Origin of the sequence: Mycolicibacterium sp. 624, assembly GCF_040548615.1 — a bacterium.
GTDB lineage: Bacteria > Actinomycetota > Actinomycetes > Mycobacteriales > Mycobacteriaceae > Mycobacterium.
The window spans coordinates 227,226-244,798 of record NZ_JBEPRZ010000007.1 but is presented as its reverse complement, the minus strand read 5'-3'; the positions used below and the strand labels follow the sequence as shown (position 1 = coordinate 244,798).

Annotated in this window: 20 protein-coding genes and 1 pseudogene; 10 read left to right on the top strand and 11 right to left on the bottom strand. The window is 67.4% G+C overall.

Features of this window, described 5'->3' with window-relative positions; all coding sequences use genetic code 11:
- The first annotated feature begins 4 nt into the window (after nt 1-4).
- Both ABIA65_RS25965 and ABIA65_RS25960 read left to right on the top strand, forming a co-directional pair.
- Nucleotides 5-265, top strand: coding sequence for an acyl-CoA carboxylase subunit epsilon (locus ABIA65_RS25965; RefSeq protein ID WP_371746843.1), 261 nt, complete (start codon nt 5-7; stop codon nt 263-265).
- Nucleotides 262-900, top strand: a complete 639-nt coding sequence (locus tag ABIA65_RS25960) for a Maf family protein (protein WP_354525348.1) — start codon at nt 262-264, stop codon at nt 898-900. Before ABIA65_RS25965 ends, ABIA65_RS25960 begins: the two co-directional genes overlap by 4 nt.
- An 11-nt stretch (nt 901-911) precedes the next feature.
- Here the strand turns inward: ABIA65_RS25960 and ABIA65_RS25955 are convergent, their stop codons facing one another.
- Together ABIA65_RS25955 and ABIA65_RS25950 are read right to left on the bottom strand one after the other, a co-directional pair.
- A complete protein-coding gene (locus tag ABIA65_RS25955) occupies nt 912-1,913 on the bottom strand; it encodes an NAD-dependent epimerase/dehydratase family protein (protein ID WP_241400483.1) in 1,002 nt (333 codons plus the stop codon).
- Nucleotides 1,906-3,243 (bottom strand): nucleotide sugar dehydrogenase, encoded by a 1,338-nt coding sequence (locus tag ABIA65_RS25950; RefSeq protein ID WP_371746844.1) that lies wholly within the window; start codon nt 3,241-3,243, stop codon nt 1,906-1,908. Before ABIA65_RS25950 ends, ABIA65_RS25955 begins: the two co-directional genes overlap by 8 nt.
- A gap of 99 nt (nt 3,244-3,342) precedes the next feature.
- Between ABIA65_RS25950 and ABIA65_RS25945 the strand changes: the two genes are divergently transcribed.
- From ABIA65_RS25945 to ABIA65_RS25925, 5 genes and pseudogenes are all read left to right on the top strand, one after another.
- Nucleotides 3,343-4,230 (top strand): sulfurtransferase, encoded by an 888-nt coding sequence (locus tag ABIA65_RS25945; protein WP_241400485.1) that lies wholly within the window; start codon nt 3,343-3,345, stop codon nt 4,228-4,230.
- A gap of 28 nt (nt 4,231-4,258) precedes the next feature.
- Entirely contained in the window at nt 4,259-4,669 is a 411-nt protein-coding gene (locus ABIA65_RS25940) for a SufE family protein (RefSeq protein WP_241400486.1), read from the top strand.
- Between the two features lie 145 nt (nt 4,670-4,814).
- Nucleotides 4,815-6,614 (top strand): acetyl/propionyl/methylcrotonyl-CoA carboxylase subunit alpha, encoded by a 1,800-nt coding sequence (locus ABIA65_RS25935; RefSeq protein ID WP_241400487.1) that lies wholly within the window; start codon nt 4,815-4,817, stop codon nt 6,612-6,614.
- Nucleotides 6,615-6,716: 102 nt separating this feature from the next.
- Complete coding sequence (locus ABIA65_RS25930) at nt 6,717-7,049, top strand: hypothetical protein (protein ID WP_241400488.1); 333 nt, start codon at nt 6,717-6,719, stop codon at nt 7,047-7,049.
- Nucleotides 7,046-8,031, top strand: a pseudogene (locus ABIA65_RS25925) (malate dehydrogenase). The gene ABIA65_RS25930 and the pseudogene ABIA65_RS25925 overlap by 4 nt, the downstream one beginning before the upstream one ends.
- Before the next feature lie 16 nt (nt 8,032-8,047).
- Here the strand turns inward: ABIA65_RS25925 and ABIA65_RS25920 are convergent.
- Genes ABIA65_RS25920 through ABIA65_RS25910 form a run of 3 tightly spaced genes read right to left on the bottom strand, consistent with a single transcriptional unit; the run spans nt 8,048 to nt 9,794 of the window.
- Nucleotides 8,048-8,602, bottom strand: coding sequence for a nucleotidyltransferase family protein (locus ABIA65_RS25920; RefSeq protein ID WP_354525428.1), 555 nt, complete (start codon nt 8,600-8,602; stop codon nt 8,048-8,050).
- Nucleotides 8,603-8,604: 2 nt separating this feature from the next.
- On the bottom strand, nt 8,605-9,393 hold the full coding sequence (locus ABIA65_RS25915; protein ID WP_241400491.1) for an RNA polymerase sigma factor SigF: 789 nt from the start codon (nt 9,391-9,393) through the stop codon (nt 8,605-8,607).
- Nucleotides 9,390-9,794, bottom strand: a complete 405-nt coding sequence (locus ABIA65_RS25910) for an ATP-binding protein (RefSeq protein WP_354525347.1) — start codon at nt 9,792-9,794, stop codon at nt 9,390-9,392. Before ABIA65_RS25910 ends, ABIA65_RS25915 begins: the two co-directional genes overlap by 4 nt.
- Nucleotides 9,795-10,270: 476 nt before the next feature.
- On the opposite strand from ABIA65_RS25910, the gene mbp1 reads away from it, so the two are divergent.
- Nucleotides 10,271-10,513, top strand: a complete 243-nt coding sequence (mbp1, locus tag ABIA65_RS25905; protein ID WP_241400493.1) for a microaggregate-binding protein 1 — start codon at nt 10,271-10,273, stop codon at nt 10,511-10,513.
- A 56-nt stretch (nt 10,514-10,569) separates the two neighbouring features.
- On the opposite strand, the gene ABIA65_RS25900 is transcribed toward mbp1, so the two are convergent.
- A complete protein-coding gene (locus ABIA65_RS25900; protein ID WP_241405796.1) occupies nt 10,570-10,881 on the bottom strand; it encodes an ArsR/SmtB family transcription factor in 312 nt (103 codons plus the stop codon).
- Between the two features lie 26 nt (nt 10,882-10,907).
- Complete coding sequence (locus ABIA65_RS25895) at nt 10,908-11,330, bottom strand: SRPBCC domain-containing protein (RefSeq protein ID WP_354525346.1); 423 nt, start codon at nt 11,328-11,330, stop codon at nt 10,908-10,910.
- Between the two features lie 182 nt (nt 11,331-11,512).
- On the opposite strand from ABIA65_RS25895, the gene ABIA65_RS25890 reads away from it, so the two are divergent.
- Entirely contained in the window at nt 11,513-12,058 is a 546-nt protein-coding gene (locus tag ABIA65_RS25890; protein WP_354525345.1) for a restriction endonuclease, read from the top strand.
- On the opposite strand, the gene lat is transcribed toward ABIA65_RS25890, so the two are convergent.
- On the bottom strand, nt 12,042-13,415 hold the full coding sequence (gene lat, locus ABIA65_RS25885; RefSeq protein WP_354525344.1) for an L-lysine 6-transaminase: 1,374 nt from the start codon (nt 13,413-13,415) through the stop codon (nt 12,042-12,044). The two genes, ABIA65_RS25890 and lat, sit on opposite strands and share 17 nt — an antisense overlap.
- A 52-nt stretch (nt 13,416-13,467) precedes the next feature.
- Nucleotides 13,468-13,929 (bottom strand): Lrp/AsnC family transcriptional regulator, encoded by a 462-nt coding sequence (locus ABIA65_RS25880; protein WP_241400497.1) that lies wholly within the window; start codon nt 13,927-13,929, stop codon nt 13,468-13,470.
- A gap of 42 nt (nt 13,930-13,971) precedes the next feature.
- On the opposite strand from ABIA65_RS25880, the gene amaB reads away from it, so the two are divergent.
- Nucleotides 13,972-15,525, top strand: coding sequence for an L-piperidine-6-carboxylate dehydrogenase (gene amaB / locus ABIA65_RS25875; RefSeq protein WP_354525343.1), 1,554 nt, complete (start codon nt 13,972-13,974; stop codon nt 15,523-15,525).
- Here amaB and ABIA65_RS25870 read toward each other — a convergent pair.
- Complete coding sequence (locus tag ABIA65_RS25870; RefSeq protein WP_354525342.1) at nt 15,427-16,647, bottom strand: CaiB/BaiF CoA transferase family protein; 1,221 nt, start codon at nt 16,645-16,647, stop codon at nt 15,427-15,429. The genes amaB and ABIA65_RS25870 overlap by 99 nt on opposite strands.
- The gene (locus ABIA65_RS25865; protein ID WP_354525341.1) at nt 16,644-17,573 is read right to left on the bottom strand and encodes an SDR family NAD(P)-dependent oxidoreductase; all 930 of its coding nucleotides are present in this window, start codon (nt 17,571-17,573) and stop codon (nt 16,644-16,646) included. The genes ABIA65_RS25870 and ABIA65_RS25865 overlap by 4 nt, the downstream gene beginning before the upstream one ends.

Sequence of the window (17,573 nt, the reverse complement as noted above, 5' to 3'; positions counted from 1 at the left end):
AGCCGTGACTGAGCAGACCGACGACGCCGTGAGCGGTGCGGGCGCCGAGGCGCACGCACCCGTCATCCAGATACTCAAGGGCCAGCCGACCGACGAGGATCTGGCCGCACTGGTCACGGTGTTCGCCGGTGCGTCCGGGAGCGGCCCCGTCGACCCCGGTCCGCAGGAGCGCGACCTGTGGGGTCACCCGGTGGACAAGCTGCGTTACTCGATCACGAGCCTGCAGCGCGTGACGCTCGTGGAGCGCCTACACATCCGTCGATGACCCGGGTTGTCCTTGCGTCGGCCTCCTCGGGGCGGCGCAAGGTGCTCCGAGGCGCGGGGATCGATCCTCATGTGATCGTCTCAGGCGTGGACGAGGAAGCGATCGAGGCCGCACAACCCCGGGACGCAGGTCCCGGGCACGTCACAACCGCGTTGGCCGTGGCCAAGGCGAGGGCCGTCGCACCGCTGCTGGATTCTGCTGTTGCGTCGGACTGCGTGGTGATCGGCTGCGACTCGATGCTGTTCCGCGACGGAAGACTGTGGGGCAAACCGACTTCGGAGGCCGCCGCGATCGAGGGCTGGCAGGCGATGGCCGGCCACACGGCCCAGCTCTACACCGGGCATAGCGTGATTCGCTTGCGACACAACGAGATCGTGGCCGAAGCCGCCGACCATGCGGTCACCACCGTCCGCTTCGGCAGCCCGTCGTCCGACGATCTGGCCGCCTACGCGCGCAGCGGCGAACCCGTCGCCGTGGCAGGCGGTTTCACCCTCGACGGTCTCGGCGGCTGGTTCATCGAGGGCATCGACGGGGACCCGTCCGCGGTGATCGGCATCGGCCTGCCGCTCACCCTGCGACTGTTCAATCAGGTCGGCCTGTCGATCGCCGAGCTCTGGCGCGCCAACCCCGCCTGAACGCGAGCGCTCTACATCAGGTCGTTGGCAGGCACGTCGTCGCGGTGCTCGCGATACCACGCCACCGTGCGCTGCAGACCCTCGTCCAGACCCACCTCGGGTGACCACCCGAGTGATCGCATCTTGGTGATGTCGGCGCATCGGCGCGGCGTGCCACCGGTGGGGGCCTCACCCGGACGGATGTCGAGATCGACGCCGACGATCGTGCCGATGCGTCCCGCCAAGTCCAGAATGGAGATCTCCTCATCGCTTCCGATGTGGAAGATCTCGCGATGTCCGCCGCTGGCGTACATCGTCAGGATGCCCTGCACGACGTCATCGACGTAGCAGAACGACCGCGTCTCGGTGCCGTCACCCTGAATGTCGAAGGGCGCCTTGCCGTGTGGGTCATCTGGCGGTAGCGCGTCCTTGGCCGCCAGGGCCCGCATGATGAACTGCGGCTCCACGTGCTTCCACCCCATGTTGGGTCCGAACACGTTGTGCGGCCGGAACACCTGCACCTGACGGTAGTGATCGCGCCCGTAGTTGAAGGCGATCAATTCGCTGACAATCTTGGAGCCGCCGTAGGAGTACCGGGGGTTGAGGCTGTCGGGCAGCATCAGCGGGATGGTCTCGGGGGTCGGTACCACCGCGGGCGTTTGGTACACCTCAGCGGTCGAGGCCACGACCAGATCCGGAACACCCGCTGCGCGACCGGCGTTCACGACGGCCAGCGCACCGAGCATGCCGACGTCGAGTACCAGTTCGGGCTGCTTGTAGAAGTTCTCGGTGCCGTTGATGGCAGCCAGGTGCATGACCACCTCGGCACCGGCGAATGCCTTCTCCAGCGCCGCCTGATCGCGGACGTCGGACGTGAACAGCTCGACGTCGTCGGCCACCTCGGCGAGGCGGCTCGCGTCACCGCGCACCATCGAGTCCACGACCGCGACATCCCAGCCGTCGCGTACCAGTCGCTTGACGAGGTAAGCGCCGATGAAGCCGCAGCCGCCGGTGACGACGACGCGCTTACCCATTCGCCGGCACCGATCCGCTGTTCCCGACGGCGAAGTAGGAGTCACCCAGTTCGGACGACGGCAGGTGGCTGAAGTGGTTCCAGTAGTCGAACACGAAGCCGTCGGGCGCCATGAACTCCTTGATCGTGCGCGGTGAGATGGTGCCGAGCGACGGGTGGTTGTTGCCGAGGACGACCACTGAGGCCCCGCTGACCGCGTCACCGAACCGCGAATACGTGTTCTCGTCCGGGAACTCACCGGCCAGCACGTCCTCCGGCGTCACCGGGTCATAGATACCGATCTGCGCGTCCGGGTGGGCCTTCTTCAGCGCGTCGAGAACCCTGATCGACATCGACCCGCGCAGATCGCTGGTCTCCGGCTGGCCCTTGAACGCCATCCCGAGGAGGTTGATCTTCAGCGGTCCAGTCCAACCGCGACGCTCGATCTCGCTGCTGATGAAGGAGACGGTCTCCTGGGGCTGCCGCTCGTTGACCAATCGGCCAGCCGAGGTGATCTCCAGGGAGATGCCTCGGCTGCGCGCGCTCTCCATCAGGATGTGCGGGTCCTTCTCGAGGCACGGACCGCCGACCAGACCCGGCATCGGGATGTTGGTTCGGTTGTAGCCGAGCTTGCCCGAGGAGATGACCTCGTGTGCGCTGACACCGAACGCATCGCACAGCCGCGCGACCTCGTTGGCAAACGCGAACTGCACATCGCGGAAGGTATTGCTGACGAGTTTGAGGATCTCCGCGGTCTCAATGCTGGAGACCAGCACAATCGAGTTCGTGAGTTTGCGGAAGACCGCCGCGGCGCGGTCTGCGACCGCCTGATCGTCGGCACCCACGATTTGCGGGAGCTCGCGCAACTCCTGCAATGCCTTGCCCTCGAGTGTCCGCTCCGGGCACATCGCGATATCGAACTGCTTTCCACTGGCCGCCAGGATCGGTGACACGATGTCGCGCGTGGTGCCGACCTTGACCGTAGAGCGCAGGATCACCAGCGCGCCATCCCGCATATTCGCAGCAATATCGCGTGCAGCGGTCTCGATCATGTCGACGCGGGCCACTCCGTCCGCTGACAACGGGGTGCCCACGGTGATGATGTAGGTGTCGCAGGTGAACGTGTCGTCGAAGGCCTCGGCGGCGACCAGTTTCTTGTGCCGAACGACGCCGGAAAGGGCGTTTGGCAGGCCCGTCTCGGTGAAATGCGGAGTTCCCTCGTTGGTCAGGTCGACCAGGTCGGACCGCTTCTCCACACCGATTACTGTGTTGCCCGCTTCGGCGAGCACCGTGGCCAGGGTCAGACCGACGTAGCCGAGGCCGACAATCCCGATGTCAAACTTTGCTGGCAAACCGCTCATCCCTCAGATTCTTACAGCAGATGACGTTGCGACGCCAAGTCGGAACCTCATCTGGCGTGTCCACATTTCGGGGTGAGTACGCTCGGTTTCGTGCCACTGCCTGCAGATCCCAGCCCCACGCTGACCGCCTACGCCCATCCCGAACGGCTGGTCACCGCCGACTGGCTGGCCGGCAACCTCGGCCGTCCCGGCCTGGCCATCGTCGAGTCCGACGAGGACGTGCTGTTGTACGACACCGGGCACATCCCCGGTGCCGTCAAGATCGACTGGCACGTCGACCTCAATGACCCGCACGTTCGCGACTACATCAACGGCGAGCAGTTCGCCGCGCTGATGGACCGCAAGGGCATCAGCCGCGACGACACCGTCGTCATCTACGGCGACAAGAGCAACTGGTGGGCGGCGTACGCGCTGTGGGTGTTCACCCTGTTCGGCCACCCCGACGTCCGACTGCTCGACGGCGGACGCGATCTGTGGGTCTCACACGGCCGGGACACCACACTCGATGTGCCCTCCAAGCAGACCACCGGTTACCCCGTGGTCGAGCGCAATGACTCCGAGATCCGCGCCTACCGGCAGGACGTCCTCGACATCCTGGGCGAGCAGCCCCTGATCGACGTGCGTTCCCCGCAGGAGTACACCGGCGAGCGCACCCATATGCCCGACTACCCGGAGGAGGGCGCGCTGCGCGGCGGGCACATCCCGACCGCGAAGTCGATCCCCTGGGCCAAGGCCGCCAAGGACAGCGGTCAGTTCCGCAGTCGCGAGGAACTCGAGGAGCTGTACGACTTCCTCACACCCGAGGACAAGACCGTCGTGTACTGCCGCATCGGTGAGCGGTCCAGCCACACGTGGTTCGTTCTGACGCACCTGCTTGGCCTGCCGGGCGTGCGCAATTACGACGGGTCCTGGACGGAGTGGGGCAACGCGGTGCGTGTGCCCGTCGCTGTCGGGGAAGAGCCCGGCGAGGCGCCGTGAGCGACGCTTTCGAGCGAAAGATGTACCGATGACCATGCCGGCCGCACTGGCTGAGGTGGTGTCGGACTTCGCCGACATGCAGGGCCAGGACAAGCTGCAGCTGCTGCTCGAGTTCGCGAATGAGCTGCCGCCGCTGCCCGGCGATCTCGAAGAGGCCGCGATGGAGCCGGTGCCCGAGTGCCAGTCGCCGCTGTTCCTGCACGTCGACGCCGGGGATCGGGCGCACGTCCGGTTGTACTTCAGCGCACCGGCGGAGGCGCCGACGACGCGTGGCTTCGCCGCCATCCTGGCCGCCGGGCTCGACGACCACTCGGCCGATGAGATCCTCGCGGTGCCCGATGACTTCTACTCCGATCTCGGACTGGCTGCCCTGATCAGTCCGCTGCGGTTGCGGGGTATGTCTGCGATGCTCACCCGTATCAAGCGGCATCTGCGTTAAGCGCTGAGTACCAGGGGGTTCGAGTACCGGCTGAGCACTTACCCGTCGGTAACCAGCACCGGCTCGCCGGGCAGATGTCGCGCGGCATAAACTGCGCCAGATACATTCTTAAAGACGTTTCTTAGACATGCCACCAGGAGGCCCAGTGCCCAGTCACGCCAGCTCGAAGATCTCCAAGGTGCTCGTCGCCAATCGTGGCGAGATCGCCGTCCGGGTGATCCGTGCCGCCAAGGACGCCGGGCTGGCCAGCGTGGCCGTGTACGCCGACCCCGACGCCGACGCACCCCACGTCCGGCTCGCCGACGAGGCATTCGCCTTGGGCGGACAGACCTCGGCCGAGTCCTACCTGGTGTTCGAGAAGCTGCTGGACGCCGCGGAGAAGTCCGGCGCCAACGCCATTCACCCCGGGTACGGCTTCCTCTCGGAGAATGCCGACTTCGCGCAGGCGGTCCTGGATGCCGGCCTGATCTGGATCGGGCCCAGCCCGCAGTCGATCCGCGACCTGGGTGACAAGGTCACCGCTCGCCACATCGCCGCGCGTGCGAAGGCCCCCCTGGTACCGGGCACTCCGGATCCGGTCAAGAACGCCGATGAGGTTGTGGCCTTCGCCAAGGAGTTCGGCGTGCCCGTCGCCATCAAGGCGGCCTTCGGCGGTGGTGGCCGTGGCATGAAGGTGGCCCGCACCATCGAGGAGATCCCCGAGCTGTTCGACTCGGCGACCCGTGAGGCCGTCTCGGCGTTCGGCCGCGGCGAGTGCTTCGTCGAGCGGTACCTGGACAAGCCGCGCCACGTCGAGGCCCAGGTCATCGCCGACACCCACGGCAACGTCGTCGTCGCAGGCACCCGCGACTGCTCGCTGCAGCGCCGCTTCCAGAAGCTGGTCGAGGAGGCGCCCGCGCCGTTCCTCTCCGACGCGCAGCGCAAGGAGATCCACGAGTCCGCCAAGCGCATCTGCAAGGAGGCCGGCTACTACGGCGCGGGCACCGTCGAGTACCTGGTCGGCCAGGACGGCCTGATCTCGTTCCTCGAGGTGAACACCCGCCTGCAGGTCGAGCATCCGGTGACCGAGGAGACCGCGGGTATCGACCTGGTGCGCCAGCAGTTCCGCATCGCCAACGGCGAGGCGCTCGACATCACCGAGGACCCGACCCCGCGCGGCCACTCCTTCGAGTTCCGCATCAACGGCGAGGACGCCGGCCGTGGCTTCCTGCCCGCACCGGGCCCCGTCACCACCTTCACCCCGCCCACCGGTCCGGGCGTGCGCCTGGACTCCGGTGTGGAGACCGGTTCGGTCATCGGTGGTCAGTTCGACTCGATGCTGGCCAAGCTGATCGTCACCGGTGCCACCCGTGAGGAGGCGCTGGATCGGTCCCGCCGTGCGCTTGCCGAGTTCAACATCGAGGGGCTCGCCACGGTCATCCCGTTCCACCGCGCAGTGGTGTCCGATCCCGCCTTCATCGGCGACGAGAACGGCTTCACGGTGCACACCCGCTGGATCGAGACCGAGTGGGAGAACACCGTCGAGCCGTTCACCGCCGGTGAGCCGGTCGACGAGGAGGACAGCCTGCCCCGGCAGAAGGTCGTCGTCGAGGTCGGCGGACGCCGCGTCGAGGTCTCGCTTCCCGGTGATCTCGCGCTCGGCAACGGTGGCGGTGGCGCCGGTGCCGGTGTCATCCGCAAGAAGCCCAAGGCACGCAAGCGCGGTGCCGGCGGCGGCGCCGCAGCCTCGGGTGACTCGGTCACCGCACCCATGCAGGGCACCGTCGTCAAGGTCGCCGTCGAGGAGGGCCAGCAGGTCGCTTCCGGTGACCTCATCGTGGTGCTGGAGGCCATGAAGATGGAGAACCCCGTCATCGCCCACAAGGACGGCACCATCACCGGGCTGTCGATCGAGGCCGGTGCCGCGGTGACCCAGGGCACCGTGCTGGCCGAGATCAAGGACTAGCGTCCGGCAAGACCATCCCCGAGACTGCGGTGAGATCGCGATACCTTCGAGTTCGACGATCTCCCCGCAGTTTCGGCGTATCTGGAGGAAGGTGAGGGGCCGATGGATCCCGTCGAGATCAACAACGGCACGTGGTACCTGAGGGGCCTGCGCTACGACGACCGCGTCGACGATCGGCCCGCCCTCGCCGATCTGGGCGAGACCGACCTCGACTACGTCCACGACGCCGAGGACGGCTGGGCGGACGACACGCTCTACACGTGGGCGGTCTGCGAACCGACGACGGGTGAACTGCTCGCCGAGGTGACGCTCGACCCCAAGACGGCGTTCATGCGCAGCCGCGCGAGACCGGGCCACGAGGACGCCGCGGCGATGTCCGAGGACACGGTGCGGCGCTACGCATCCGAGGTGCTGAACCTGCGCGTTCACACATGACCCGCCCGAAAGTCGTCACCGTCACCGGTGCCGCCGGTCAGATCGGGTACGCCGCACTGTTCCGGATCGGCGCGGCGCGCTACTCGGACGGGACGTTCCCGTGACGTTGCGGCTGCTGGAGCTGCCGTCCGCGGTGCGCGCCGCCGAGGGCGTCGTGATGGAACTTCAGGACAGCGCATTCGACCTGCTGGCCGGCGTCGAGATTCACGACGACCCGGTCCGCGCGTTCGACGGTGTCGACGTCGCCCTGCTGGTCGGCGCCAAACCCCGCAGCAAGGGCATGGAACGCGCCGACCTGCTGGCCGGTAACGCTGCGATCTTCGCCGAGGCGGGTAAGGCGCTCAACGCGGGGGCGGGCAGCGACGTCCGGATCGTGGTGGTGGGCAACCCGGCCAACACCAATGCCTTGGTGGCCTCGGCCCATGCGCCCGACATCCCCGCCGAGCGGTTCACCGCGCTGACACGGCTCGACCACAACCGCGCCGTCGCCGCCCTTGCCGCCCACGCCGGCGTCCACGTCACCGATGTGTCGCGGGTTACGGTGTGGGGCAACCACTCTCCGACGATGTATCCCGACATCTTCCACGCCGTGGTCGGAGACCGACCCGGGGCCGAGTACGCCGCCGACACCGATTGGCTGACAACGGAATTCATCCCGACGGTCGCCAAGCGTGGCACGGCAATCATCGAGGCACGCGGCACGTCGTCAGCAGCGTCGGCCGCCAACGCCGCCATCGATCACGTGCGCGACTGGGTCGACGGCACCGATCCACACGACTGGACTTCGGTGGCGCTGCCCTCCCCCGGCGTCTACGGCATCCCCGAGGGCGTGGTGGCGTCGCTGCCGGTCCGCGCGGTCGACGGTGCGTGGCAGATCGTCGAGGGCCTGGCGATCGACGAGTTCTCCCAGACCCACATCGACGAGTCGGTCACCGAACTCCTCGAGGAGCGCGCGGCAGTGGCCGGTCTCGGCCTGCTCTGAGCGTTCCGCGTTCCGCTCACCTCGCGTCGACGTCGACCCCGGCGGCGAGGTCGCCGCACTCCACGGCCACCACGTCGTCGCGGGCTGACAGGAATCCCCTCGCGCCCTGGTCTCCGTGCAGTGTGGCGCGCAGCGCGGGCCAGTGGCGGGCGGCGATAACGACGGGATGACCGGGCCTGCCGTCGAAAGTGGCGCGGGCCAGGCCCGTTGACGCGGCGGCCGCCAGCACCCGGCTCACCACGTCAGCCCCGATGTCGGGAGTGTCGATCAGACGCAGCACCGCCAGATCTGCCCCGGCTGCCGCCGCCAGCCCAGCACGCAGGGAGGCGCTGGCGCCGTCGGCCCAGTCGTCAGCGACGACCGCGCGGGCAGGCTCGGGCACGTCGACCACGGCTGCGCCGAGCACCACGATGACGTCATCGCAGCCTCCGCAACTGAGCGCCTCGACCGCCAACTCCAGCCACTGCCCTTGCTCGGCAAGGACTTTCGGCATCCCGTACCTCGTCCCGGCACCCGCGGCCAGCACGATGCCTGCGACGGCCGGGCTTCTCGACGCCGATGTCGCGGTCAGGACTACTCCAACTGGTCGCGCAGTTGGGCCAGCGACTTGGCGAGGAGTCGCGACACGTGCATCTGCGAGATGCCGACCCGCTCGGCGATCTGGGTCTGCGTCATGGATTCGAAGAACCTCAGCACCAGCACCGTGCGCTCGCGCTCGGGAAGCGATGCAAGCAACGGCCGCAACGCTTCCCGGTTCTCGATGCGGTCCAGGTTGGTGTCGACGTCACCGAGCGTGTCGGCGATTGCCGGTGCCTCCTCCGAACCGCTACCGCCGCCGTCGATCGACATGGTGTTGTACGAGCTGCCCGCGATGAGGCCCTCTACGACCTCTTCGCGGTCCATCTCCAGTTCCGCGGCGAGTTCGGTCGGTGTGGGCGCCCGCCCAAGACGCTGCGAGAGTTCGGCGGTGGCCGCTCCGAGCCGCAGGTGAAGTTCCTTCAGCCGACGCGGCACCTTGACAGACCAGCTGTTGTCCCTGAAGTGCCGTCGAACCTCACCCATGATGGTCGGCACCGCGAACGACACGAAGTCCGAACCGGCGTCGACGTTGAACCGGATGACGGCGTTGACAAGTCCGACGCGTGCGACCTGGACTAGGTCGTCGCGCGATTCCCCGCGACCGTCGAAGCGGCGCGCGATGTGATCGGCCAGCGGGAGACAGCGCTCGACGATGGCGTCGCGCTTCCGTTGAAATTCGGGCCCGTCATCGGGGAGCGCCGCGAGTTCGCGGAACTTGTCGATGACGTCCGCGTATTCAGAGTTCGAGCGAGATTGCGAACCCTGGGAGGACGACCGCTTCACCTCAGCGATCTCACTCGTCTCGTTGTCATCGAGATGCCGACGACCTGTCCCCCATTGGGACCCTGTCCATCGCTGTGCGCGCTGACCTCGTCTGTCAGTGAGCTCAGGACATGCCAGCTGAAGCTACCGGGCTCCATGATGTCTGCGGTCGTGCATGTGGTGGACGCGTCGATGACGAGTTCGTCGTCCTTCGGGCACACGGCGAGAATCAAGATCGAATCGGGCAGTGCGGACCGGATGAGTCGCGTGCAGGCCTCGTCGACGGCAAGGCGAAGGTCTGAGACGGTGTCGGAATCCAGGTCCTCGAACGTGCTCATCGCCGCAACGAGGGTGCGCAGTATTGCGAGGTTCTCGAGTCTGGCCGCCACCCGAAACTCGACCTTGTTCTCAACGTCTGCCACGCGTCCTCCTGCTGATCTCCACGCGAGACTACCCTCGCCCAAGTCTCGGCTAACCACGAACACACCGGCGAGTCGTTGCTCCGACCGCGCGGCGATCAATCTGCCGATTCTCTTGGCGTGCATGCGATGTTCGTGACCCACGCGCGTGCGCCGAATCGGAACCGTACTCGCCGTCACCGCGGCGCCAGAGACCGGAGGCCTCCCCGTGCTCATCCAACGAGGCTGACAAGCCCTGACCTCCTCCATATTGCGCAAGTCGCGTCGAATCCGAGAGTGCCCCGCGGCATGTCTTCGCAAACCCGTTTCGACCAACGGGTTTTCCGCCCGAGGCGACCCGCATGTGATCAAAGAAGGCATCCTCAAAGGCCTTGATCGACAGTGTGATCGACACCCCATGGCCGACGCCGCCCGTCCTCGTTTAGCCGCCAGCAAGCCCGGGAACGCTCCGTTGCGAGTCCACCAACGGAAAGGTGATCATGGCCGACAACAACAGTGGTCCAGAAGAAGCCGTCAAGGGCGTCGTCGAGGACGTCAAGGGCAAGGCAAAGGAAGTGATCGGCACCGTCACGGGGCGAAACGACCTCGTCAACGAGGGCCAGGCCCAGCAGGACAAGGCCGAGGCTCAGCGGGATGCCGCGAAGAAGGAAGCCGAGGCAGAGGCGGCCCGCGCCGGCGCCGCTGCAGCCGAGAAGCGCCAGGAGTCACATCAGCGGCCCTGACGCACACACGTCCGAAGGCCCGGCCGGGTACACCCCGGCCGGGCCTTCGTCTGTCGTCACCCCTCGTCGGGGCGTTCCGCGATGCGCTTGATGGCGGCGAGGCGCTGGTCCCAGCGCCTGCCGATACCGTCGAGTTCACTGGCCAGCGCGCTCAGGCGGGCCCCCAGCGCGCGGTACCGGATCTCGCGACCGGATCGCATGGGCTCCACCAGCCCGGCCTCAGCGAGGACGACGAGGTGCTTGGCGATCGCCTGGCGGCTGACCGGCAGGCGGGCCGCAAGCGCACTCGCCGACAGGTCGGCCTGGCCCACCTCGGTGAGAATGCGCCATCGGGTCTCGTCGGCGAGCACCGCGAGGACGGCTGGCATCTCCGCGACGCCGCCGAAGCGCTCGGTCACCGGGATTCCACGAATTCCACCAGCTCGGCGAGTTCGGCTTGCCAGCCGCCGGTGTTGTCGTCGTGTGCCGCCTGCGGGTTGTCCAGCTCCTCGAAACCCGTCTCGGCCAGCGATAGCCGGGTCCCGCCCGCGATCTCGGTGAGATCGAAGCGCACGACGGTTGAGTTCCCCGGCGCGGGGGCGACCCCGGACTCGCGGCCCCACCGGTACACCAGGGTCTTGGGCGGGTCGATGTGCTCGACGACGACGTGGCTGCGGTGGTCCTTCCAGCCGAAGACCCCGGTTCCGCCGGGGCTGGCGTCGAACTCGCAGGTGTCGCCGAACCACTGCGCGATGAGGTCGGGTTCGGTCAATGCCGCCCACACCTTCTCGGCCGGGGCGTTGATGTCGATCGTGCGGGTGATGTCGAGGCTCGTCACGGGTCTTCTCCCTCTTGGTCTGATGTGCAACTCCATAGTTGCACTGCCCTACGAGTTGCGCAACCCCCAAGTTGCATTACGCCTCCCGCCGAACGTGAAGTTGATTGCGAAGAACTCGCGAGAGTTCGCAAACAACTTCACGTTCGGCGAGGTGTCGGTCCAAGAATCTAGAGTTCGGGTCCGTGTGGAGGGTCTATGTGGTGGTGGCCGTTGCGGCAGGGCTCGGCGCGTACCTGTTCGGGCTGAGCGTGCCGCTGAGCGTGGCTGTCGGTGTCCTCGCGCCGGCGCTGCCCGCGTTCCTTGTCGGAATGCTTCGCGGAGCGCGCACCCCGGGGGCCGGGGAGGATCCGGCCGCCGCCAAGCAGGCGATGTCGGGCACCGAGTTCGAGGATCACGTCGCGCGGATCGCCCGGACGTGTGGTCTGCCGGTCATCATGACGCCGCTGACCGGTGACTGGGGCGTCGACCTCATCGTCGGGCACCGACCCAATCGGATTGCCATCCAGTGCAAGCGCCAAGCCCGTCCGGTGGGCACGGGCGCGGTTCAGGAGGTGGTGGCGGGAGCGCCGATGCAGGACTGCACCCAGACGATGGTCGTCACCAACCACACCTTCACGCCCGCGGCTCGGCGCCTCGCCGAGATCCACGGCTGCGTGCTCGTTGGTGGGGAGGACCTCACCCGGCTCGCCTCGATCATCCGCGGCCTGGCGGTCAGCCCATCTCGCTGAGAACCTCGCGCACGGTGTCGACGGCGGTGTCGATATCGCGGCGCGACACCGTGAGCGCGGGCCGGAATCGCACACTGTCCGGGCCGCTGCCCAGCATGATGACGCGGCGGTCCCACAGCCTGCCGATGAGATCGTCACGCTGCGCGGGCGACGGCATGCTGAACGCACACATCAGACCGCGGCCGCGCGGGTCGAGCACGAGGGTCGGGAACTCCTCGGCGAGACTCTCGAGCCGATCCAGCAGATGCTTGCCCGCCTTGGCGGCGTGCACCATCAGATCGTCAGCCTCGATCACCTCGAGGATGCGACGCGCCCGCACCATATCGGTGAGGTTGCCGCCCCACGTGGAGTTGATTCGCGAGCTGACCGTGAAGACGTTGCCGGCCACCTCGTCGACGCGCCCGCCTGCCATCACACCGCACACCTGCGTCTTCTTGCCGAAGGCGACGACGTCCGGACGAACGCCCAATTGCTGGTAGGCCCAGGGTGTTCCGGTCATTCCGCAACCGGTCTGCACCTCATCGAAGATCAGCAGCGCGTCGAACTCATCGCACAGCGCACGCATCGCGGCGAAGAACTCCGCGCGGATGTGCCGGTCGCCACCCTCGCCCTGAATGGGCTCGGCGATGAAGCACGCGATGTCATGCGGATTGGCCTCGAACGCCGCGCGGGCCTGTCGCAGCGACTCCGCCTCGAGCGCGGCCATGTCGGCACCTGGCCGCACGTAGGGCGCGTCGATTCGCGGCCAGTCGAACTTCGGGAAGCGAGCGACCTTGTTGGGATCGGTGTTCGTCAGCGAGAGGGTGTAGCCGCTGCGTCCGTGGAACGCCCCACGCAGGTGCAGCACGCGGGTGCCGAGCTCGGCGTGCCCCGGACGCGAGGAGGAAGAGGAGTCAAGCCCGCGGGACTCGTTGAGCCGACTCTTCCAGTCGAATGCCACCTTGAGCGCGTTCTCGACCGCGAGCGCACCACCGTCAACGAAGAACAGGTGCGGTAGCGCGGGATCACCCAGCACGCGCTTGAAGGTGTCGACGAATCGCGCCATCGGCACGCTGTAGACATCGGAGTTGCTCGGCTTGTTGATCGCGGCCGCTGCCAGCTCCCCGCGGAAGTCGGGATCCTCGGCCAGCGCCGGATGGTTCATACCCAGGGCCGACGACGCGAAGAACGTGAACATGTCCAGGAAGTGGACGCCCGTGCGCGCGTCGACCAACTGCGATCCCGACGAACGCTGCACGTCGAGCACGAAGTCGAGGCCGTCGGTGAGGATGCTGGCCCGCAGCACCTCGTGCACGTCGTCGGGGCCGATGGCCGGGCCGGATGCGCGATCGGTTCGGGACGGGAGAACGGCGGTCATGCGGCGATCTTAGCGCATTCTTTACGGCCCTCCCCGCACATATCAGGATTAATTACGGCACGAAGTCGCGTCCTTCGTAAAATGTTTGTAAGATGATGGTGCTTCGGGTGCGAACGTTGGCCGCGGTTCGGATCTGCTGCAGCAGGTCTTCCAGCGCTCGCGCGGTGGCGACGCGGACCAGGAGGACATAGCTCTCCTCCCCCGCCACTGAGTGACACGACTCGATCTCACGAATGTGTTCGAGCCGGGCAGGCGCATCATCGGGTTGAGACGGATCGAGGGGTGAGATGGCCACGAACGCCGACAGCATGTTGCCGATGGCCTCCGGGTTGATCCTCGCCCGGTACCCCGTGACCACGCCGCGCGATTCCAGGCGCCGCACCCGCGACTGCACCGCGGACACCGACAGACCGGCTACCGATGCCAACTGCGCCAGTGTGGCCCGCCCGTCGGCCACGAGAGCGCGCGCCAGGATCCGGTCGATCTCATCGAGTTCCTCACCCGTGTCCGTCATGGCCGGAGACTATCGCGACGACCCCTACGAGAAAGCGGCATCATGACCACCATGGCAACCTCCACGCCCGCTGCGGCCCTGCCCACCGCCGACGAGTTGCGCGACAGGGTTCGCGCGGCGCTGGGCGCGATCGGTGCGCGATGCGACCTCCGCGAACCGGGCACCTCTGGCCTACCCGCCCGTACACCCATCACCGACGACATGTTGTTCGCCATTGACGAGACCACCTCGGCGCAGGCGCAGGAGGCCATAGCCGCCGCAGCCACGGCATTCGCCGGCTGGCGCGTCACTCCCGCACCCGTGCGGGGCGCACTGGTGGCCCGGCTCGGTGAACTCCTGATCGAGCACAAGAGCGATCTCGCCACGCTCGTCACCGTCGAGGCGGGGAAGATCACCTCCGAGGCACTGGGCGAGGTGCAGGAGATGATCGACGTCTGCCAGTTCGCCGTTGGTCTCTCGCGTCAGCTGTACGGCAAGACCATCGCATCCGAGCGACCCGGCCACCGGCTGATGGAGACGTGGCATCCGCTCGGCGTCGTCGGCGTCATCACCGCGTTCAACTTCCCGGTCGCGGTCTGGGCGTGGAACACCGCCGTCGCGCTGGTATGTGGAAACACCGTGGTGTGGAAGCCTTCTGAACTCACCCCGCTCACCGCGATCGCGTGCCAGGCCCTGATCGAGCGCGCCGCAGACGATGTGGGTGCACCCCGTGACGTCAGCCGACTCGTCCTCGGCGCCCGCGAGATCGGCGAACTGCTGGTCGACGACGCCCGGGTGGCGCTGCTGAGCGCGACGGGCTCGGTGCGGATGGGCCGGGAGGTCGGGCCGCGGGTGGCACAGCGCTTCGGCAAGGCGCTTCTGGAACTGGGAGGCAACAACGCGGCGATCGTCGCACCCTCGGCCGACCTCGATCTGGCGGTTCGCGGCATCGTGTTCGCCGCGGCGGGCACCGCGGGCCAGCGCTGCACCAGCATGCGCCGCGTGATCGCCCACACGTCGGTGGTGGACACCCTCGTCGAGCGTATCGAGCAGGCCTACCGCAGCCTGCCGGTCGGAGATCCGGCGGCCGAGGGCACCCTGGTCGGACCGCTGATCCATGAGCGCGCCTACCGCGACATGGTCGGCGCGCTCGAGCAGGCCAGGGCCGACGGCGGCGAGGTCATCGGCGGTGAGCATGTCGAGGTGGACGCGGGCGGCTTCTACGTGCGGCCCGCCCTGGTCCGGATGCCTGCGCAGACCGCCGTGGTGCACGACGAGACGTTCGCGCCGATCCTCTACGTGCTGACCTATGACGATCTCGACGAGGCCATCGCATTGAACAACGCGGTACCGCAGGGGCTTTCGTCGGCGATATTCACCACCGACATTCGTGAGGCCGAACGCTTCATGGCCGCCGACGGATCGGACTGCGGCATCGCCAACGTCAACATCGGCACCTCGGGCGCGGAGATTGGCGGAGCATTCGGCGGCGAGAAGCAGACCGGCGGTGGCCGCGAGTCAGGGTCCGACTCGTGGAAGGCCTACATGCGACGCGCCACCAACACCGTCAACTACAGCTCCGAGTTGCCGCTGGCTCAGGGCGTCCAGTTCGGCTAACACGTCCCGCGTGTCAGCGCCCAGCTCGGGCGCATAGCCGGCCACCCGGCCCGGTGTACGCGAGAACCACGTCGGCACACCGGGAATGCGCACCGGGCCGTGTTGCGTCTGCACCGTCTCGAACAGACCGACGGCGTTCAGGTGCGGATCGTCGAACAGCGCATCGGGGGTCTGGATCGGCGCGGCCGGGATCTCCAACTCCCGAAACAGCGCCAGCCACTCGTCGGTGGTGCGCTCCAACAACGTCTCGGCGATCAGGCCGTAGACCACGTCGATATGCTTGGCGCGCCGTTCCAGCGTGGCGTAGAGCTCGCTGGTCCAGGCGGGCTGGACCGCGGCGATGAAAGCGTTCCAGTGCTTGTCGTTGTAGATCAGCGCAGCGATCTGACCGTCCTTGGTCTGATATGGCCGCCGGTTCGGTGCGACCGTGCGCGGATACACCGCCGGCCCCAGTGGAGGGTCGAACATGGCGCCGTTGGCATGTTCGACCAACATGAAGGATGCCATGGTCTCGAACATGGCGACCTCGACCTCCTGTCCCTCCCCCGTGCGCTCACGGTGGAACAGCGCCATCATCGTGGCGTACAGCGCGGTGAGCCCGGCGACCTTGTCCGCCATGATGGTTCCGACGTAGTTCGCCTCGCCGGTGAGTTGTTCCTGCACGGCGGGCAGGCCGCACTCGGCCTGAATGGTGTCGTCGTAGGCCGGCCGGTCCGCCTCGGGACCTCGGCGGCCGTAGCCGTAGCAGTTCGTGTACACAATGTCGGGGTTGATCGCGGCGACGTCGTCGTAGCCGAAGCCGAGTTTGACGATCGCCTTCGACCGCATCGAGTGGATGAACACATCGGCACTCACGATCAGCGAGCGAAGGGCCGCCGCGCCCTCCTCGGTGCGCAGATCCAGCACCACACTGCGCTTTCCGCGGTTGACGTTGACGAACACGCCGCTCATTCCGGGCGCGGGGCCGACCGAGATGAAGCGGGTGTTGTCACCGGCCGGCGGCTCGACCTTGACGACGTCAGCACCCATGTCGGCCATGATCTGCGTGCAGTAGGGGCCCATCACCATCGCGGTCAGATCGACCACACGGATACCGTGCAACGGGCCCTTCGGTTCAGTCATTCTCGGCTCCCTGCGCCGAAGCTGTACCGGATGTGATCGGCGTGCCCGTCGGGCACCACGGGGAACACCAGCGGTGAGGTGTCGTCGCGGATCGCGGTGATGTTCTCGGCGACGTCCTCGACGCTCCACGACGGCCGATACACACCGGGGGTCTCGCCGATGAACGCCCGAGCCACGCGGCCCGCGATGGCCACGAAGTACTCGCCCGTGACGGTGCAGTCCTCGTGCGCCAGCCAGCCGACGGTCGGTGCCACCAGAGCGGGGTCCATCGGCGGGTAGGCCGACGTGTCCAGTCCCTCAGCCATTCTGGTGACAGCGCCCGGGATGATCGCGTTACAGCGCACGCCCGCGGCCGCACCCTCGAGTGCCACGACGTTGGTCAGCCCGAGGACACCAGCCTTGGCCGCGGCGTAGTTGGCGACGCCGTGGTTGCCGTACAGCCCACCGATCGACGATGTCAGCACGATCCGGCCGTAGCCCGCCGCGCACATCACCGGGAACGCGGGCCGCACCACGTGGAACGCACCGCGCAGGTGAACGTCGAGGACGGCGTCGAAGTCCTTGTAGGACATCTGGGTGAGCGGCGCGCGGCGCACGTTGCCCGCATTGTGGATCAGGACGTCGATGCGGCCGTAGTGGTCGAGCGCGGTGGCGATGATCGACTCACCGCCCGCGGCGGTGGCCACCGAATCGGTGCTGGCGACGGCATCACCTCCGGCAGCGCGGATCTCGGCGGCGACCTGATGCGCCGGACCCTCGTCGCCGCCCTCACCGGTCAGGCTGCCACCGACGTCGTTGACCACGACCCTGGCGCCGCGGGAGGCGAGCAGCAGGGCGTACTCGCGACCAAGGCCCCGCCCGCCGCCGGTGACGACGGCGACGCGTCCGTCGAATCGCAGGTCGGATGGCTCAGTGAATTCACTCAT